Annotated in this window: 17 protein-coding genes; all 17 read right to left on the reverse strand. The window is 35.7% G+C overall.

All coding sequences use genetic code 11. From position 1 onward, the window contains the following. Positions 1 to 99 precede the first annotated feature (99 nt). On the reverse strand, positions 100 to 891 hold the full coding sequence (gene spo0A, locus ACN6MX_RS10730) for a sporulation transcription factor Spo0A (protein WP_419958917.1): 792 nt from the start codon (positions 889 to 891) through the stop codon (positions 100 to 102). A gap of 216 nt (positions 892 to 1107) precedes the next feature. Beyond that, complete coding sequence (locus ACN6MX_RS10735; protein WP_419958918.1) at positions 1108 to 2067, reverse strand: SpoIVB peptidase S55 domain-containing protein; 960 nt, start codon at positions 2065 to 2067, stop codon at positions 1108 to 1110. Positions 2068 to 2162: 95 nt separating this feature from the next. Beyond that, positions 2163 to 3866 (reverse strand): DNA repair protein RecN, encoded by a 1704-nt coding sequence (recN, locus tag ACN6MX_RS10740; RefSeq protein ID WP_419958919.1) that lies wholly within the window; start codon positions 3864 to 3866, stop codon positions 2163 to 2165. A gap of 16 nt (positions 3867 to 3882) precedes the next feature. Then, entirely contained in the window at positions 3883 to 4332 is a 450-nt protein-coding gene (ahrC, locus tag ACN6MX_RS10745) for a transcriptional regulator AhrC/ArgR (RefSeq protein WP_419958920.1), read from the reverse strand. 102 nt (positions 4333 to 4434) lie between these two features. Further along, on the reverse strand, positions 4435 to 5253 hold the full coding sequence (locus ACN6MX_RS10750) for a TlyA family RNA methyltransferase (RefSeq protein ID WP_419958921.1): 819 nt from the start codon (positions 5251 to 5253) through the stop codon (positions 4435 to 4437). Further along, the gene (gene dxs / locus ACN6MX_RS10755; RefSeq protein WP_419962605.1) at positions 5250 to 7145 is read right to left on the reverse strand and encodes a 1-deoxy-D-xylulose-5-phosphate synthase; all 1896 of its coding nucleotides are present in this window, start codon (positions 7143 to 7145) and stop codon (positions 5250 to 5252) included. Before dxs ends, ACN6MX_RS10750 begins: the two co-directional genes overlap by 4 nt. 87 nt (positions 7146 to 7232) lie before the next feature. After that, positions 7233 to 8117 carry a polyprenyl synthetase family protein gene (locus ACN6MX_RS10760; protein WP_419958922.1) on the reverse strand — a complete coding sequence of 295 codons (885 nt, stop codon included), beginning with the start codon at positions 8115 to 8117 and terminating at the stop codon, positions 7233 to 7235. After that, on the reverse strand, positions 8110 to 8331 hold the full coding sequence (gene xseB / locus ACN6MX_RS10765; protein ID WP_211894586.1) for an exodeoxyribonuclease VII small subunit: 222 nt from the start codon (positions 8329 to 8331) through the stop codon (positions 8110 to 8112). Before xseB ends, ACN6MX_RS10760 begins: the two co-directional genes overlap by 8 nt. A gap of 5 nt (positions 8332 to 8336) precedes the next feature. Beyond that, positions 8337 to 9695, reverse strand: coding sequence for an exodeoxyribonuclease VII large subunit (gene xseA / locus ACN6MX_RS10770; protein WP_419958923.1), 1359 nt, complete (start codon positions 9693 to 9695; stop codon positions 8337 to 8339). 768 nt (positions 9696 to 10463) lie between these two features. Beyond that, a complete protein-coding gene (gene folD / locus ACN6MX_RS10775) occupies positions 10464 to 11321 on the reverse strand; it encodes a bifunctional methylenetetrahydrofolate dehydrogenase/methenyltetrahydrofolate cyclohydrolase FolD (protein ID WP_419958924.1) in 858 nt (285 codons plus the stop codon). A 27-nt stretch (positions 11322 to 11348) separates the two neighbouring features. Next, positions 11349 to 11726: a transcription antitermination factor NusB gene (gene nusB / locus ACN6MX_RS10780; protein ID WP_419958925.1), complete on the reverse strand. Its 378-nt coding sequence runs from the start codon at positions 11724 to 11726 to the stop codon at positions 11349 to 11351. A 261-nt stretch (positions 11727 to 11987) separates the two neighbouring features. After that, on the reverse strand, positions 11988 to 12389 hold the full coding sequence (locus ACN6MX_RS10785) for an Asp23/Gls24 family envelope stress response protein (RefSeq protein WP_419958926.1): 402 nt from the start codon (positions 12387 to 12389) through the stop codon (positions 11988 to 11990). A 15-nt stretch (positions 12390 to 12404) separates the two neighbouring features. Then, positions 12405 to 13757, reverse strand: a complete 1353-nt coding sequence (gene accC / locus ACN6MX_RS10790) for an acetyl-CoA carboxylase biotin carboxylase subunit (protein WP_419958927.1) — start codon at positions 13755 to 13757, stop codon at positions 12405 to 12407. Between the two features lie 13 nt (positions 13758 to 13770). Beyond that, on the reverse strand, positions 13771 to 14268 hold the full coding sequence (gene accB / locus ACN6MX_RS10795; protein WP_419958928.1) for an acetyl-CoA carboxylase biotin carboxyl carrier protein: 498 nt from the start codon (positions 14266 to 14268) through the stop codon (positions 13771 to 13773). Between the two features lie 171 nt (positions 14269 to 14439). Then, positions 14440 to 14970 (reverse strand): SpoIIIAH-like family protein, encoded by a 531-nt coding sequence (locus ACN6MX_RS10800; RefSeq protein ID WP_419958929.1) that lies wholly within the window; start codon positions 14968 to 14970, stop codon positions 14440 to 14442. After that, entirely contained in the window at positions 14963 to 15109 is a 147-nt protein-coding gene (locus ACN6MX_RS10805; protein ID WP_419958930.1) for a hypothetical protein, read from the reverse strand. Before ACN6MX_RS10805 ends, ACN6MX_RS10800 begins: the two co-directional genes overlap by 8 nt. Positions 15110 to 15607: 498 nt before the next feature. After that, on the reverse strand, positions 15608 to 16519 hold the full coding sequence (locus ACN6MX_RS10810; protein WP_419958931.1) for a stage III sporulation protein AE: 912 nt from the start codon (positions 16517 to 16519) through the stop codon (positions 15608 to 15610). Positions 16520 to 16532: the final 13 nt, after the last annotated feature.

The raw sequence follows: 16532 nt of genomic DNA on the forward strand, positions 1-16532 counted from the left end.
TGCTAGTAATAGTTTATAGGCATTGAAATTAGATTCTAGTTAAGATTTAAGAAAAATTTTTTGCCTTTATATTTTGAATGATTTCAGTAATATCAACGATTAACTAGCCATATTTTCCATACGAATTTTGTCGGCGATCATTGCGATGAATTCACTATTGGTAGGTTTTGATTTTAAATGATGCACTGTGTATCCGAATAGTTTAGAAATAGTTTCGTAATTTCCGCGATTCCAGGCTACTTCGATTGCATGTCGAATCGCTCGCTCTACACGAGATGGTGTCGTTTGAAATTTTTTAGCTATTTCTGGATATAAAACTTTCGTAATTGAACCCAGTAATTCAATATCACTATAAACCATTTGGATAGCCTCACGTAGGTAGGAGTATCCTTTAATATGAGCCGGCACACCAATCTCTTTAATAACATTCGTTATTGTATTGTCAATCATCCGCTTATTTTGCAATGCTTCTTTTTCTGGATTAGTTTTTACAGGTTCTTCTTGAACAAATCCTTTTTTGCCTGCCACTTGTTTAATTTGAGTTACTAAGCGTTCAAATTCAAAAGGCTTTAGCATAAAATAGGACGCTCCTAAATCTACCGCTTGTTTCATGACATCCTCTTGTCCAAAGGCAGTCAGCATAATTACTTGGATATCCTTAAGTTTATTGTCTTTTTGTAAATTATCTAATACCGCAATTCCATCTAAATGTGGCATAATTATGTCGAGTAGCAATACATCCGGTTGGATAGTCTCCAAAAGTTCTAAACAAAGTTTTCCATTTACTGCTGTACCGATTATTTCAATTTCCGGGTGCTGATCAAAATAAGATCCCATCGTACGAATTAAATCTTTGTTATCGTCCACAATTGCAATTTTCACCTTTTCCATTTCCTCATCCACCTTTTGTAATTTTTCACTTAGGTATTATTCTCCTTAATTTTCTTAAATCCTTCATTCTTATTAAAAATAAGGCTTTTATAATACATTTTCGTTATATTGCGACAAATTTTCGAATATTACAACAGTAATGTCGAATAATCTTCATACCATATTATACCTAAATAAAATAAAAAGGATAGACCCAAATGGTCTATCCTTTTTATTTTATTTAGGATTCTTTTTCATCATTTCAGTTATCGCTAATGCTGCACCATTTTCTGGTTTGTCTACATACATATGAGTAACGACTCCGATTAGCTTATCTTTTTGAATGATTGGACTTCCACTCATGCCTTGTAAAATACCGCCCGTCTTTTGAATAAGTTTCTGATCGGTTACTGTAAATTGAAATATATGACCTTCCACTGAAGAAATTTCTATTGAGAAATCCTGTACCTTTTGACCATCGATTGAGGTTCGCATAACTGCTTTACCTGTCATTATATCTTCTTGATCTACAACTTCTACCTGTTGCATGGATATATTTTCTAATGCACTGTTTTCCAATTTTCCGAAAACACCGTATACATTATTTTCATTTACACCACCAATTGGTAATGTATTTGATTGATGGGAGGTTATTTTATAGCCGGGTTTTCCTGGCGTACTTTTCTTTATCTGCTCAATTGAAGATAAATAAATGGAGCCTTCTGAGAATTTTGGAGTAATACCGGAATGTTGGTCTACTATTTGGTGACCTAAGGCACCAAATTCTTTCGTAACCGGATCAAAATAAGTCAAAGTGCCAATACCTTCTGTAGCGTCTCTCAAAAAAGGAAGTAATTTTACCATTTGATTTGGACTGATATTTTTCGTATACATTTCTTTTTTATGCTCATACTGGATAATAATTTGTGTTTTGTCTTTTATATGACTTTTTACGTCAATTAGATTTGTCACAGGCTGATCATTAATAAGCTGAATCGAATCACCTGTTCGCAACCATTCATCATCTGAAAGTAAAACATCACTACTTACAAATACGGAACCATATTGTAAATCAATTTGAATGGATTGACCGAGTGGTACTACTGAAGTTTGCTCTGCAAAAGCTGAATTGTTCGCGAAGAATAAAGTAAAGAAGAGTAGTGGCATTAGCGACCATTTCCGATAGTTTTTCTTCATATTTCACCTCCCTATATTGATACTATGTCCTACAAAATGTCGGCTATGATAGGTAAATAATTGATAAAAAAAAAAGACCTTTAATTGCAAGGTCTTCACACATTTCTTATAATTTTTTTGCGATTTTTCGCTAATTTTAATAGCTCTTTCGAATGCTGTAACGTTGTGCTTGTAATTTCCGCACCAGACATCATCCGACTAAGTTCTTCTGCCCGTTTATCATTTTGTACTTCTTCTAATACTGTAAATGTTCGATTACCACTGACCTCTTTTTTTATCATTAGATGTTGATCCGCCATCGCTGCAACTTGTGGTAAATGAGATATACAAAGTACTTGTGAGTTTGAAGCAATTCCAGCAATTTTTTCTGCTATGGATTGGGCAACGCGTCCACTTACTCCAGTATCAACCTCATCAAAAACAATGGATGTAATGCCCTGATGCTTTGAGAAGATACTTTTAAGCGCAAGCATCATACGTGAAAGTTCCCCACCTGAAGCAATTTTAGTTAATGCCTTCAGAGGTTCACCTACATTCGTTGAGATATAAAATGACAAATCGTCTAACCCATTTTCATTGTAGACAGGTTTAACTGTCTCATGAAACATAACCGCAAAAGTAGCCTTTTCCATATATAGTTCCTGTAATTGCTCCATGATAGCAACGCTTAATAATTTTGCAGCTTTTTTGCGTTTATCCGTTAAATCCATAGCCTCTAATTCTAAATCAATTTCAATTTGACGTATTTTTTCTGTCATTTTTTGAATTTGCTCATCACGATTCACCAACTGATCTAAGCTGTATTGAATCTGATCTTTGTAATCTAGTATTTCTTCAATAGATGAACCATATTTCCGTTTTAGGGCTTGGATAGTAGCTAAACGCTCGTCCACGATTTGAAGTTGATTGTTATCAAATTCCATCTCATCTAACTCATTTTTGATCTGATAAGCGGCATCTTGCAATATGTAAAATGCTGATGACACATTTTCACTTAGTTCCTTTATATTGTTATCAACGTCTGCAATATCTTGAAGATCAGCCATTGCTGTTCCTATATAATCTAGACCTTTAGATTCAGCCAAAATCGCATCATATGCGTTACTCATTTTATCGAAAACCTTATGAAAATTTTGTAACTTCTTTTTCTGTTCCTGTAATTGTTCCTCTTCTCCTACAACTAGGTTCGAATCGGCGATTTCCTCTACTTGGAACGTATACAAATCAATCTTATGTGCAATCTGTTGTTCGTTTTCCGATAATTTATCCAGTTCTTTTTTCCACTTTTTGTATTGCTTATAAAGTTCTTGATAGGATTCTTTCACTTCTTTTAGATTTTCTCCAGCAAATTGATCCAACAAATGGATATGAGCTTTATCGTCCATAAGTTCTTGACTCTCATGTTGACCATGTATATCTATTAAAGAAGCACCAATTTCTCTTAAAATACCTATTGTTACAAGTTTCCCATTTACTCTACAGACACTTTTACCTGACTGGTTAATATCTCTTCTTAAAATAATAGACTCGTCCTCAATATCAATACCAACATCTGCCAACTTTTTAACAACACCATGCCCGGGATTGGATATAATAAACAAACCTTCTAGCTCTGCTTTTTTAGCTCCATGTCTTATGAACTCATGGGATCCTCTACCACCACATAACAGATGCACAGCATCAATAATAATAGACTTTCCTGCTCCAGTTTCTCCAGTCAGCACAGTAAGTCCTTCTTCAAAACTTACGGTCAATTCATCAATAATGGCAAAGTTTTTTATCGTTAATTCCTTTAACAACAGTTTTCACCTCACTTTAAAGCATTTCGAGTAAGCGATTTTTAATAATTAGGCTATCTTGTTCTTGTCTACACAGGATCAAACAAGTATCATCACCACAAATAGTTCCTAGGATTTCCGACCAATCTAAGTAGTCAATTAAAGAGCCGATTGCATGTGCATTGCCCGGTAATGTTTTCATCACTAAGAAATGACTTGCTCCATCAATACTAACGAAAGCATCAGATAGTGCTCTACGTAGTTTTTGAATAGGATTAAAACGCTGGTCTGCAGGTAAACTATATTTATAATTTCCATTTGGCAATGGAACTTTTACTAAATGAAGTTCTTTAATATCTCTTGAAACCGTAGCTTGAGTGACATTATAACCCGCATTTTTTAGAAAATCTACTAGATCATCCTGTGTTTCAATTTCGTGTTTTGCAATAATATCCCTTATGCGAATATGTCGTTGTCCCTTGTTCATTTCGGGTTCACCTCATTGTATATTTATACTATTTACTTTATACAATAGCATTTGATTGGAGAAGTAACAAGAAAAAAGCGACTCTTTGACAAGAGCCGCAAATTATTTAAGTAGTTGATGTGCTTCGTTAACGAGTTTAACAAAATCTATTTGATGCGGTGAAAACTCTTCTCCTACGATATTTGTGAGATGAAATAAAAATTCGATATTTCCCTCTCCACCAGTTATAGGAGAAAAAGAAGCATTTTTTAATTGAAAATGCTGGCTTTCCGCAAAATGAGCTATGTCATTCAAAACGTCTATATGCACTGCTTTATCCCTAACAACACCTTTTTTCCCTACACGTTCCTTGCCCGCCTCAAACTGAGGCTTTACAAGAGCAATCACATCACCATTAGGTACTAAAATTGTTTTTAAAGTCGGAAAAATAAGCTTTAAAGAAATAAATGATACGTCAATCGATGCAAATGACGGTAAACCCTCTAAAAAATCTGCAGGAGTCGAATATCTGAAATTTGTTTTTTCCATAACAGTTACACGAGCATCCTGCCTAATTTTCCAAGCTAATTGGTTGCTCCCTACATCTAAAGCATAAGCATGCTTGACACCATTTTGTAAACCACAGTCCGTAAATCCTCCTGTAGAAGAACCGATATCAAGCATGATTCTGTCTTCAATACGCAAGTCAAATTGTTCTAATGCTTTTTCTAGCTTTAATCCACCACGGCTAACATACTTTAATACTTGACCTTTTACTGTTAAAACAGAGGTATTCTCCACCTTTTCTCCAGGTTTATCAATTCGCTCTTCGTTTTTATAAATTAGCCCTGCCATAATCGCACGTTTTGCCTTTTCTCTTGTTTCGAATAATCCTTGTTCAACTAATAATACGTCTACTCGTTCTTTCGGTGTTTTAGTCATGATTGAATATACCTGGATGATTCATTAACTTTTGTATTTACTACTTTTACAATTTCGTCTGAAGTAATATGAATTTCTTCCAGCAATTGATTTACTTCACCATGTTCGATAAAGATGTCTGGAATTCCTATGCGATGTACATTTGCTTGTAGGTTATTTTCATTATAAAACTCCATTACTGCACTACCGAAACCACCTTGAAGAGCACTCTCTTCCAAAGTGATAATAGGAATATTACGAGCTTGCAAGTCACGAAGCATTTCTACATCTAAAGGTTTAATAAAACGAGCATTAATCACTTCTACTGAGACATTATTTTGTGAAAGTATTTCCGCAGCTTTCATGGCCATAGGGATAGTTGTTCCAAATGTCAGAATAGCTGCCTGTGTACCTTCTTTTAATACTTCCCAAGAACCAATTTGAATTGTTTTTAATTCTTCATCCATTGCAACGCCATACCCATTTCCTCTAGGATAACGAAGAGCTATTGGTCCATCCGAATATTCAAAAGCAGTTTTAACCATATGCTGTCCTTCATTTTCATCTTTGGGCATCATAATAACCATATTCGGCATATGACGTAAGAAAGAAATATCAAATACACCTTGATGTGTTTCTCCATCTGCTCCAACTAAACCAGCTCGGTCAATAGCGATAACAACATTTAAGTTTTGTCGACAAATATCATGAAGTACTTGATCATAAGCACGTTGAAGAAATGTTGAATAAATAACAAGCATCGGTTTCATACCATCTGCAGCCATCCCAGCAGCCATTGTAGTAGCATGCTGTTCTGCAATTCCAACATCGAACATGCGATTCGGGAATTCAGAAGCAAATCCTTCTAATTTGGAACCGACTGGCATTGCTGGAGTAATTGCTACAATACGTTTATCTGTTCTTGCTAGTTTTCTTGCAGTTTCTGCTATAAGTGCACTCCATGAAGGTCCTTTTGAAGCTGATTTGATCAAATCACCAGTTTCCATTTTATACGGACCTGTTCCATGCCATGTACCAATTTTATCAAGCTCTGCAGGTTTATAGCCTTTACCTTTTTTTGTTATAACATGTAAGAGTACTGGTCCCTTCATCTTCTTCGCATATTGTAGGTTTTCTTCTAATGCTACAAAGTCATGACCATCGATCGGTCCTAAATAAGTAAATCCGAGTTCTTCAAAAAATGCTCCGGAAACTAGTAAATACTTTAGACTATCTTTTACTCGCTCTGCCGTACCTGCAAGTTTCCCACCAACTGCTGGGATTTTTTTTAGTAATGATTCTAGTTCATCTTTTGCTTTGTTATAGGTACCATGTGTACGTAATCTACCTAATACATTGTGGAGTGCTCCTACATTGGGGGCAATAGACATTTCGTTGTCATTTAAAATAACTGTCATATCCGTTTTTTCATGCCCAATATGATTTAATGCCTCTAATGCCATACCACCCGTAAGAGCACCGTCTCCGATTATTGGCACAACATAGTTTTTCTTATTTTGAATATCTCGAGCCTTTGCCATACCCATTGCAGCAGAAAGAGATGTTGAGCTATGTCCTGCTTCCCATACATCATGTTCACTTTCAATACGCTTTGGAAATCCACATAATCCTTTAAATTGACGCAATGTATCGAATTGACTTGCTCGACCTGTTAAAATTTTGTGAACATACGCTTGATGTCCAACATCCCAAAGAAACTTGTCTTCTGGGCTATTGAATGATTTATGCAAAGCAATTGTTAGTTCTACTACTCCTAGGTTAGGCCCAATATGCCCACCTGTTACCGCTAAATTTTCTATTAAAAACGATCGAATATCTTCACTAAGTTCCTTTAATTGTTCATTATCTAAACTTTTTAAAAAGGATGGGCTAGAAATTGAAGTTAAATCCATTGCCATCACACACCTTCTATTAGATTTCCTTCTTTACAACTAGTTAATATCATAGCAATAAATGTCTAAAAAACAAATTATTCGCTACTATTTGGACCTTTTCGTTATATAATTGGCGAACTCCACGAGTAAACCATCTTGCATTTGAATATTCTCTAGGGCTTGAAAAGCTTGATTATATTGATTTTGAAGTTCTTTTTTTGCACCTTCCATCGTCAAAATGGATGGGTATGTATTTTTTTCACTGATTAGGTCTTTACCGGCAGTTTTTCCTAATTGCTCTGATGTACCTTCTACATCTAGAATGTCATCTTGAATTTGAAATGCAAGACCAATATGAAATGCATACTTTTCTAATGCACTCATTATTTCACTAGAGACATTTGCAATAATAGCTCCTGCTAAAATACTGTATGACAAGAGGGCACCTGTTTTATTTACATGAATTTCTTCTAGTTGCTCTAAAGTTAAGGTTTGACCTTCTCCAAGCATATCTAAAACTTGACCGCCAACCATTCCTTCTGAACCCGCAGAAAAGCTTAACTTATCGATCAAATCTACTTTCAATTCAGGAGATATATTTGGAAGTCTAGCAATAATACCAAAAGCAATCGTTACAAGCGCATCTCCCGCTAATATAGCTAGTGCTTCCCCAAATACTATATGATTCGTTGGTTTTCCACGTCGTAAATCATCATTATCCATCGCTGGCAAATCATCATGAATAAGCGAATAAGTATGAATCATTTCAATCGTACTTGCGACAATAATGGCATCCTCATTTTGAATATCTAGCTCTTTTAAAACTGCAAGTGTATACAATGGTCTAATTCTTTTTCCACCAGCTTGAAGTGAATAGAGCATAGCATCTTTCAATGGCTGTGGAGCCTTTATATCAGTTATTAGAGAATGTAATGTCTTTTCAATAAGCGGCTGATTGGTTTCAATAAAGGAAGTTAATTGATCACTCATTGGACGCACCAGCATCTTCTTTGTTTTCATCCATAAATGTAACTAATTGCTTTTCTGCTTTTTGCAGCTTGTCACTGCATACTTTAGAAAGCTCCATACCTTTTTGATAAAGTTCTATAGCACTTTCTAAGGGTACATCCCCTTGTTCTAGCTGGCGAACTATATTTTCTAATTGCAGCATTGCTTCATCGAATAGAATTTCCTTCTTAGTCATTAATATTAGTCCCCACTTTCTTTCACTTCAACCCGCTTTACGACAGCTTCTAATTGACCATCTTGTAATGTAACAAATATAGAATCATCTTTTTTTACATTTTCCACGGATTTAACCAGTTTGCCTTCTTTGTATATAATACTGTAGCCACGGTCCATAATCTTTAATGGATTTAACGCTTCTAATGTTCGAATAGAACTAATAAATTGATGACGATGTTTTTCAAACGTGGATAGTGACACTTGGTTCAATTGATTAGTCATTGTCTGCACTGATTTATGATGTTGATCGATTACTTTTTGTGGAGATAATTGGGAAAACCTATTTTGAAGCTGTATGAAATCCCGTTGTTTACCTTTATAAAGAAGATTTGTTTCTCTTTGTAACTGTTGTTCTGAACGAACAAACCTTTCAATAAAAGGACGATATAATTTCTCAGGGGTTGCCATTACCGGCGACTCCATCGCCCGTTTAAATCTGTTTTTTTCATCTGTTATCCGCTTGGTTATAAAATGAAAGCTTGCCGATTGAAATGATAATATATTTTGCATAAGATTTTCTTTACTTGGTACTGCCATTTCAGCAGCTGCTGTTGGGGTCGGAGCTCTTAAATCCGAGACAAAATCAGCAATAGTTGTATCTGTTTCATGACCAACTGCACTTATGATTGGAACTTGACTGTTTGCAATGGCTCTTGCTACTATTTCCTCGTTAAAAGCCCATAAATCCTCAATGGAACCACCACCTCGTCCAACGATTAAAACGTCCATATCACTAGTTTGGTTCGCTTTTTCAATAGACTTTACAATGGAAGGCGCAGCTTGAGGGCCTTGAACGATACTAGGAAATACGATCACTTCAGAAATAGGATAACGACGTTCTAATGTTGTTAAGATATCTCGTATAGCTGCCCCAGTTTTAGAGGTAATGACACCAATTTTTTTAGGAAAGGTTGGTATTGATTTTTTACGACTTGGATGGAAAAGTCCTTCTTGTTGCAATTTCTTTTTTAATTGTTCAAATGCTAAAAAAAGCTCTCCTATACCGTCTGGCTGTATAGTAGTTGCGTATAACTGGTATTGCCCAGCCACTTCGAATACATTTATATCCCCTCGTACGAGTACATTCATGCCACTTTCAGGAACGAATTTCAATGATTTGGCACTCATTGCAAACATGACAGAAGTAATTCGAGCAGCATCGTCTTTAAGCGTAAAATAGATATGTCCACTAGAATGAACTTTCACGTTGGATAGCTCTCCTTTTATGTATACATCCCGTAAATGAGTATCTGCATCAAATTTTCGCTTTATGTATTTGGTTAAGGCTTTTACAGTTAAGTACTTACTCGGTTCTGTAGTCACAAAAACAACTCCATTAGTATAAAAATAAATTTTCTTAAATCAATTTCATAATGAAGTAACATAGTAATAAAATCCCAACAAAGTTGATTTCCGCTCCAGGCGGACGCTTTCCGTGGGCGCACGGCTTCAATCTCCTCGTCACTACGAAAACATATGCTCCTGCGGTTACTCGTCGCAAAGACATTGGTCAAACAAGGTTTGACTAATGTCTTTCCTGTGGGGCTTTCAGCTCGTGCTGTTCCCACTGGAGTCGCCGCCTTGCGCTCCAATCAACAAGATTGACTTCTTATAAAACGAATAAAAAAATTGATACAACTTAAATATTCGTATTTTTAATTGAAAAGTTAATTATGAAATTGACTCATTTACTGAATCATATATATAATGTCAGATAAAAATAGTAGCAACTCTAATAACAATTACAAGACCGATTTATCTAAACCTAGATCTTATCTTAATCTAATTTTCCTTAGCGATAGGCTATGCAAAATCTTATTGTTAGTACTATTCAATTTATTGATTGGAGTGAAATGTGGCGACTCCAGCGGGATGAGTGAGACAGATGAGCTATCACAACGACGCGTGAGCGACGGTGATAGCTCATCGCTCACCCCGCGGAAAGCGTCCACATGTAACGTAAATCAGGAGCATCATTGGATAGACTTTTTCTCCAATAATAGGATTATATATTGGAAAATCATACTAGTGAAGAATTGAAGTTAATTCTTTAAGGTAAAAGCTGTCTTTCTTAGAAAAACAGCTTACCAATTATTTATTAGTTAATGTATTTTCAGCCGCTAAACAAGTATTTTCCATAAGCATTGCGATTGTCATTGGACCTACACCACCAGGAACTGGAGTAATTTTAGAAGCTACTTCCTGCACCGAAGCAAAGTCTACGTCTCCGCAAAGCTTGTTATTCTCGTCACGGTTGATGCCTACATCAATGACAACTGCTCCTTCTTTTATATAACTTGCATCAATCATCTTAGTTCGACCAGTTGCAACAACTAAAATATCTGCTTGTTTAGTAAAAGAGTGTAAATCTTTTGTTCTAGAATGACAGTAAGTAACTGTTGCATCCTTTTGTAACAATAACTGACCCATCGGTTTACCTACAATATTACTTCGACCAATAATAACGGCATGTTTCCCTGCAATATCTACATCGCTATACTCGAGTAATTTCATAATGCCAAAAGGTGTACAAGGTAGGAAAGATTGTTGACCAATCATCATTTTCCCAACATTTTCTGGATGGAAACCATCTACATCCTTTAGCGGAGAAATAGCTGCAATTACTCGATCCTCATCAATTTGTGAAGGCAATGGTAATTGAACTAAAATACCATGAATTTTTTTATCTTGGTTAAGTGTCTCTACATTTTTAAGAAGCTCATCTTCGGAAATATTTTCGTCTAGCTCTATTAATACGGAATACATGCCTAAACGTTCGCAAGTTTTTGCTTTATTGTTTACATATGTTTGTGATGCTGGATTACTTCCCACTAAAACAACTGCTAATCCTGGAACGATACCTTTAGATTTTAGGTTTTCAACACGCTCTTTCACTTTTTCTGTAACTAATCCTGCAATTTGTTTTCCATCAATTTTATTAGTAGACAATTCAAACGCTCCTTAAGTCAATGTAGATTATTGCTCTGCATATTTAGATAAAACGCCATTTACGAAACGACTTGATTTCTCGTCTCCAAATACTTTAGAAATTTCTAATGCTTCATTAATAACAACTTTAGCTGGTGTTTCTTCTGTATAAAGTAATTCAAATACAGCTATTCTCAGCACTGTACGTTCAATTTTCGGAAGTCTGGAAAGTGACCAATTTTCTAGTTTATCTGTTAAAGAAGCATCTATTTCCTCTTTATGATTCACGACTCCAGTTACTACTTGGGTTAGGAAAGAATCTTGTTCTTCCGTCACATGTCCAATAGCTTCTCCTATGGAAATTTCATGATTATCTAATTGAAATAATGCTTGTAATGCTAATTCTCTCGCTTGTCTTCGTTTCATTATTTAGTTCTCCTTTAAATGTAACTATCTAGACAATCATAGCATATTTTTTTGTTGTATGTGTATTAGAAAGGCAAAAAAAAAGAGAAAGAGCCATCTTTACGGAAAGCTCTATCTCTTTTAAAAAATAAGAAAGTATATAGTTTTTGTATCTGTCCAGCTCCAGCGCCTAGCCCCTCGAGTCGCTTCAGGATTTCTGTAAAGGCAAAGTGCGCCTTTACTTGAAATCCTTCCAGCGCTTGTCGGAGCTGACATAGGCGCTTACGCTTTTCCTTCTACTGTATCGAATTGTACACCTGTAATATGTACATTTACTTCTTTAGGTGTTAAACTCGTCATATTTTCGATTGCTTGTCGAATTTGGGATTGAACTTCTCTCGCAACTGTAGGAACTGAAGAGCCATATTTCACAAGGCAATATACGTCGATGAACAATCCATCATTATTTATCTCCGTTTTAATACCTTTTCCATGTACTTTTTTCCCTAAACGTTCTACTACACCTGCAGCAAAGTTTCCACGTGTACCAGCAATGCCTTCCACTTCATTTGTAGCAATTCCAGCGATTACTGTAATTACTTCGGGAGCAATTTCTATTGTTCCAAGATATTCTTTTCCTTCAGGAGTCATTTGAACAAACTTTTGTTCAGTAGTTTCTGTCATATCTTTCACTCCTTATTATGAATTCATTACATCATATTTTTCTAAGAATTTCGTATCAAAATCACCTGACACAAATACTTCATGATTCATGAGCTTCGAATGGAATCCGATAGTAGTTTCTACTCCTTCGATAGCAAATTCACTTAGTGCACGTTTCATTTTAGCAATTGCTTCTTCTCGAGTTGCAGCATGTACAATAAGTTTTGCAACCATCGAATCATAAAATGGCGGAATTGTATAACCTGGGTATACAGCAGAATCTACGCGAACTCCTAATCCACCTGGAGGCAGATAAAACTCTACTAGGCCTGGAGAAGGCATAAAGTTTTTCGCAGGGTTCTCCGCATTGATACGGCATTCAATTGCCCATCCATTCAGTTTAATATCTTTTTGTTCGAAAGGCAATTGTTCACCTGTTGCTACTAAAAGCATTTGTTTGATCAAATCTACACCTGTGATCATTTCTGTGACAGGATGCTCCACTTGAATACGAGTATTCATTTCCATAAAGTAGAACTTTTGTTCTATATGATCAAAGATAAATTCTACTGTACCTGCACTTTCGTAACCAACAGCAAGAGCGGCCTTCACAGCAGCTGCTCCCATTTCAGCGCGAAGTTCTTCAGATAATGCAGGAGAAGGTGCCTCCTCCACTAGCTTTTGCATACGGCGCTGAACGGTACAATCGCGTTCTCCTAAGTGAACCGCATTTCCGTGACCATCAGCTAACACTTGAATTTCCACGTGACGGAATACTTCAATATATTTCTCTAAGTAAACTCCAGGGTTACCAAATGCTGCTGCCGCTTCTTTTTGAGTTATTTTAATCCCTTTTAGAAGATCTTCCTCATCTTTAGCGACACGGATTCCTTTACCACCGCCACCAGCAGTAGCTTTGATAATTACCGGAAAACCTATTTCTCTAGCGACTTTCAAAGCATCTTCTTCGGTTTCTACAATCCCTTTAGATCCAGGAACTATTGGAACTCCCGCTTTTTCCATTGTTTCTTTTGCTACGTCCTTAATTCCCATACTTTTAATAGCAGAGGAAGTTGGTCCGATAAATTTAATATCACAGTCTTCACATAGCTCAGCAAACTCAGCATTTTCTGCTAGGAATCCATAACCTGGATGAATTCCTTCACAACCAGTTAGTTTAGCTACAGTTATGATATTGGAGAAATTCAAATAGGAATCCTTTGAGAGTCTCGGTCCTATACAGTAAGCTTCATCAGCAATTTGGACATGAAGTGCTTCACGGTCTGCTTCAGAATATACAGCTACAGTTTCTATATCTAATTCTTTGCATGCACGTATTATGCGGACAGCTATTTCTCCGCGATTGGCAATCAGTACTTTTTTCATCATCCTTGCTCCTTTCTTAGTTTCCTTTAACGAGGAACAGAGGTTGACCATATTCAACTAATTGTCCATCTTTCACAAGAATTTCTACAACTTCTCCGTCAATTTCTGCTTCAATTTCATTGAACAGCTTCATTGCTTCAACGATACAGACAATAGAATCCATCGACACTTTTGTTCCAACTTCTACGTATGCAGCTGTATCGGGAGAAGATGATTGATAAAACGTACCAACCATTGGTGAAATAATTGTATGTAAAGAGTTATCCACGACACTAGGAGTAGCTTCTTCTACAACAAGTTCCTTTGGTATCTCTTGAACGATAGGTGCTTTTGCTTCTACTGGTTTTGGTTGTTCTACAATAGAAGAACTACCAAAGGTTTCACTAGATGAATTCACAAAACCTTTTTCATTTTTTTTCAATTTAATCTTTGTACCTTCTGATTCGTATAAAAATTCATCTAATGTCGACTGATCGACTAGTTTTATAATTTCTCTAATTTCTTGAATCTTCATTTATTTAATCTCCTTTAATGTGTTTATTAATAGCTCCATATTCTATTTTAGACGTTTTCCTGCAAATTTGAAATAGATAGGGATAATTATTCTGAAATAATAAAAAAAAGCGCCTCTTCAGGCACTCTTCAATATCGCTATATATTAAGTATTTTTTAATTTTATTATAGCTTACTGGCCATCAAAATTTACTTCTACCTTATTAGCTTGCGGCCACTCACGCTTAACATTATATATAATTTCGGATGCCTTTTTAGTTGATTGTTCATTAGACACAACATCTATTAAAACTTTACTTTCTTCAATGCGTACTAATGCGTCATCATAACCTAATGATTTTATGATTAACTCCAGCATCCCTTCTGTAGAATTAATTTTAACTAGTTCTTCCATTTGGTTATAAGCCTCGTCTTTTTGTTCTGCAGTAAATTCATTGGAACCTACTTTTTTAGTTAATTGTTCAGTTAGTTGGCTGCGTTTATCTGTTACTTCCATTCTCATTTCTTCAAATGCATTACTTTGAGAAACAAATGATTCTTCATTTGTCGAAGAAGTTTCTACTAATCCTACCTCATCTAACGTGTCATCGGAAAATAGTTGAATCCCATCGAATGGAGATGGTCGATCCGATACATAAAAAACCGTCACTACTGCTACTAAACTAAATAATGTTAAAAACCATACAGATCTCTTTTTATTCATATTTTTTATCCTCCAATTCCATTTCTTCTATCACAATTCGATGTGGAGATATTTGCAATACAGATGATAGTGTTTTTATTAAACTATTTTTTATACGTTTATCGTTCGCCCCTTCCGCAACTACTAGTATTCCAATCAATTTCTCCTTGTCCTTTTTAGTGTCACTTGTCCACTGGAAAAATGATATGTCACTTTCCGCAGTCTGTTCGGAACTATCCTCGTAATGGAAATAAACTGCAACTTTACCAACTCCGTTTATCTTCTCTAATATCGAAGTTAGGCTTTCTGTAGTTTGGTTGAGTGTATCATCGGTTTCAACAGTATTTTCCTCACCACGAGTGAGTAAGTCCGAAAAAAGTAGACTAATGAAAAGGACAGCTATACAAATGACAACAAAACGAAAAGTGGGTTTTTGTTTAAATGAAATGGTGATTCACCCTTCTTTTCATGATGGATACAATACTTTATGCAAGACAACCTGTTTATATGAAGAGAAAGCACATAATCCAATAGATTATCGCTATTTTCACAAGAAACCCTGTGCGTTCCTTATCTGTATGCTCCAGTAAAATCGAAAGTAGCTCACCTACTAGAACGATTGATAAAATGCCAAAGAGAAGTGTCGTAACGATGGTTACTATCCTTTCCCACCTATTAATAGTTTTGCAAATAACATAGTTAATATAATCGTGAAGAAAAAAGTAAATGCGATTAATACGGAAATTATAGAAAGAACAAACAGTGTCTTTCCGATATCATCTAATAATCCGCTTATATTCCCATCAACAAAGGGTTCTAGAATAGCACCAAGTAAACGGTATAAAAAAGCAATAAGAATTGTTTGTATAGTTGGAATTGACACTAACATTAACACAGATAAAATAACTGCATTTCCGGTTATAACAGAAGCAGAAGAGGAAAAGTTTTTCATCGTGCTAATACTTTCCGTCAGTAAAGATCCGACAAAAGGAATATTATTCTGGATTAGCCGTTTTACAGTCTCATTGACAGTTCCACTTACAGACCATGTAATCACACCATTCACCGACATAAAAATACTATATAAGAGAAGAATAATAGAAGTAGATCCTATTAAAGTCAGACGGATGAGATCAGACATTTTTGAAAATGAAGTAGGCGGATGGATTCTACTGATCAAATCAAATATAAATGCTGCCATAATGGCAGGTATTAGGATTTTCCCGGCTAACACAGTAGTAAATGATGCAAATAGCATGACAGCTGGATTCCACGCGGTTATTAAAAATGCTCCTCCTGAAGCAGCGATCCCGAGTGTCAGAATTGGATATATACCTAGGAAGAGAGTCACTAATTCAGTCGTCATTGCTTGAATCATTTCTAATGCACGAATAGCTGGTTCTAAACAATAGATGCATATTATTAACATAAATAATAATTTAAATAATCTTTTACTCGATGGAATAAACCACTCTAGGCAGATAAAGACAAATCCAAATAATAGCATATACGAAAATGTTTGTGCTACCTCTTTGACAGGCTGCACTAATGACGTCAGTATTTCTTCCATTGCTGTTCATTCC

The organism is Psychrobacillus sp. BM2 (genome assembly GCF_048572895.1).
In the GTDB taxonomy this organism is placed as follows: Bacteria; Bacillota; Bacilli; order Bacillales_A; family Planococcaceae; genus Psychrobacillus.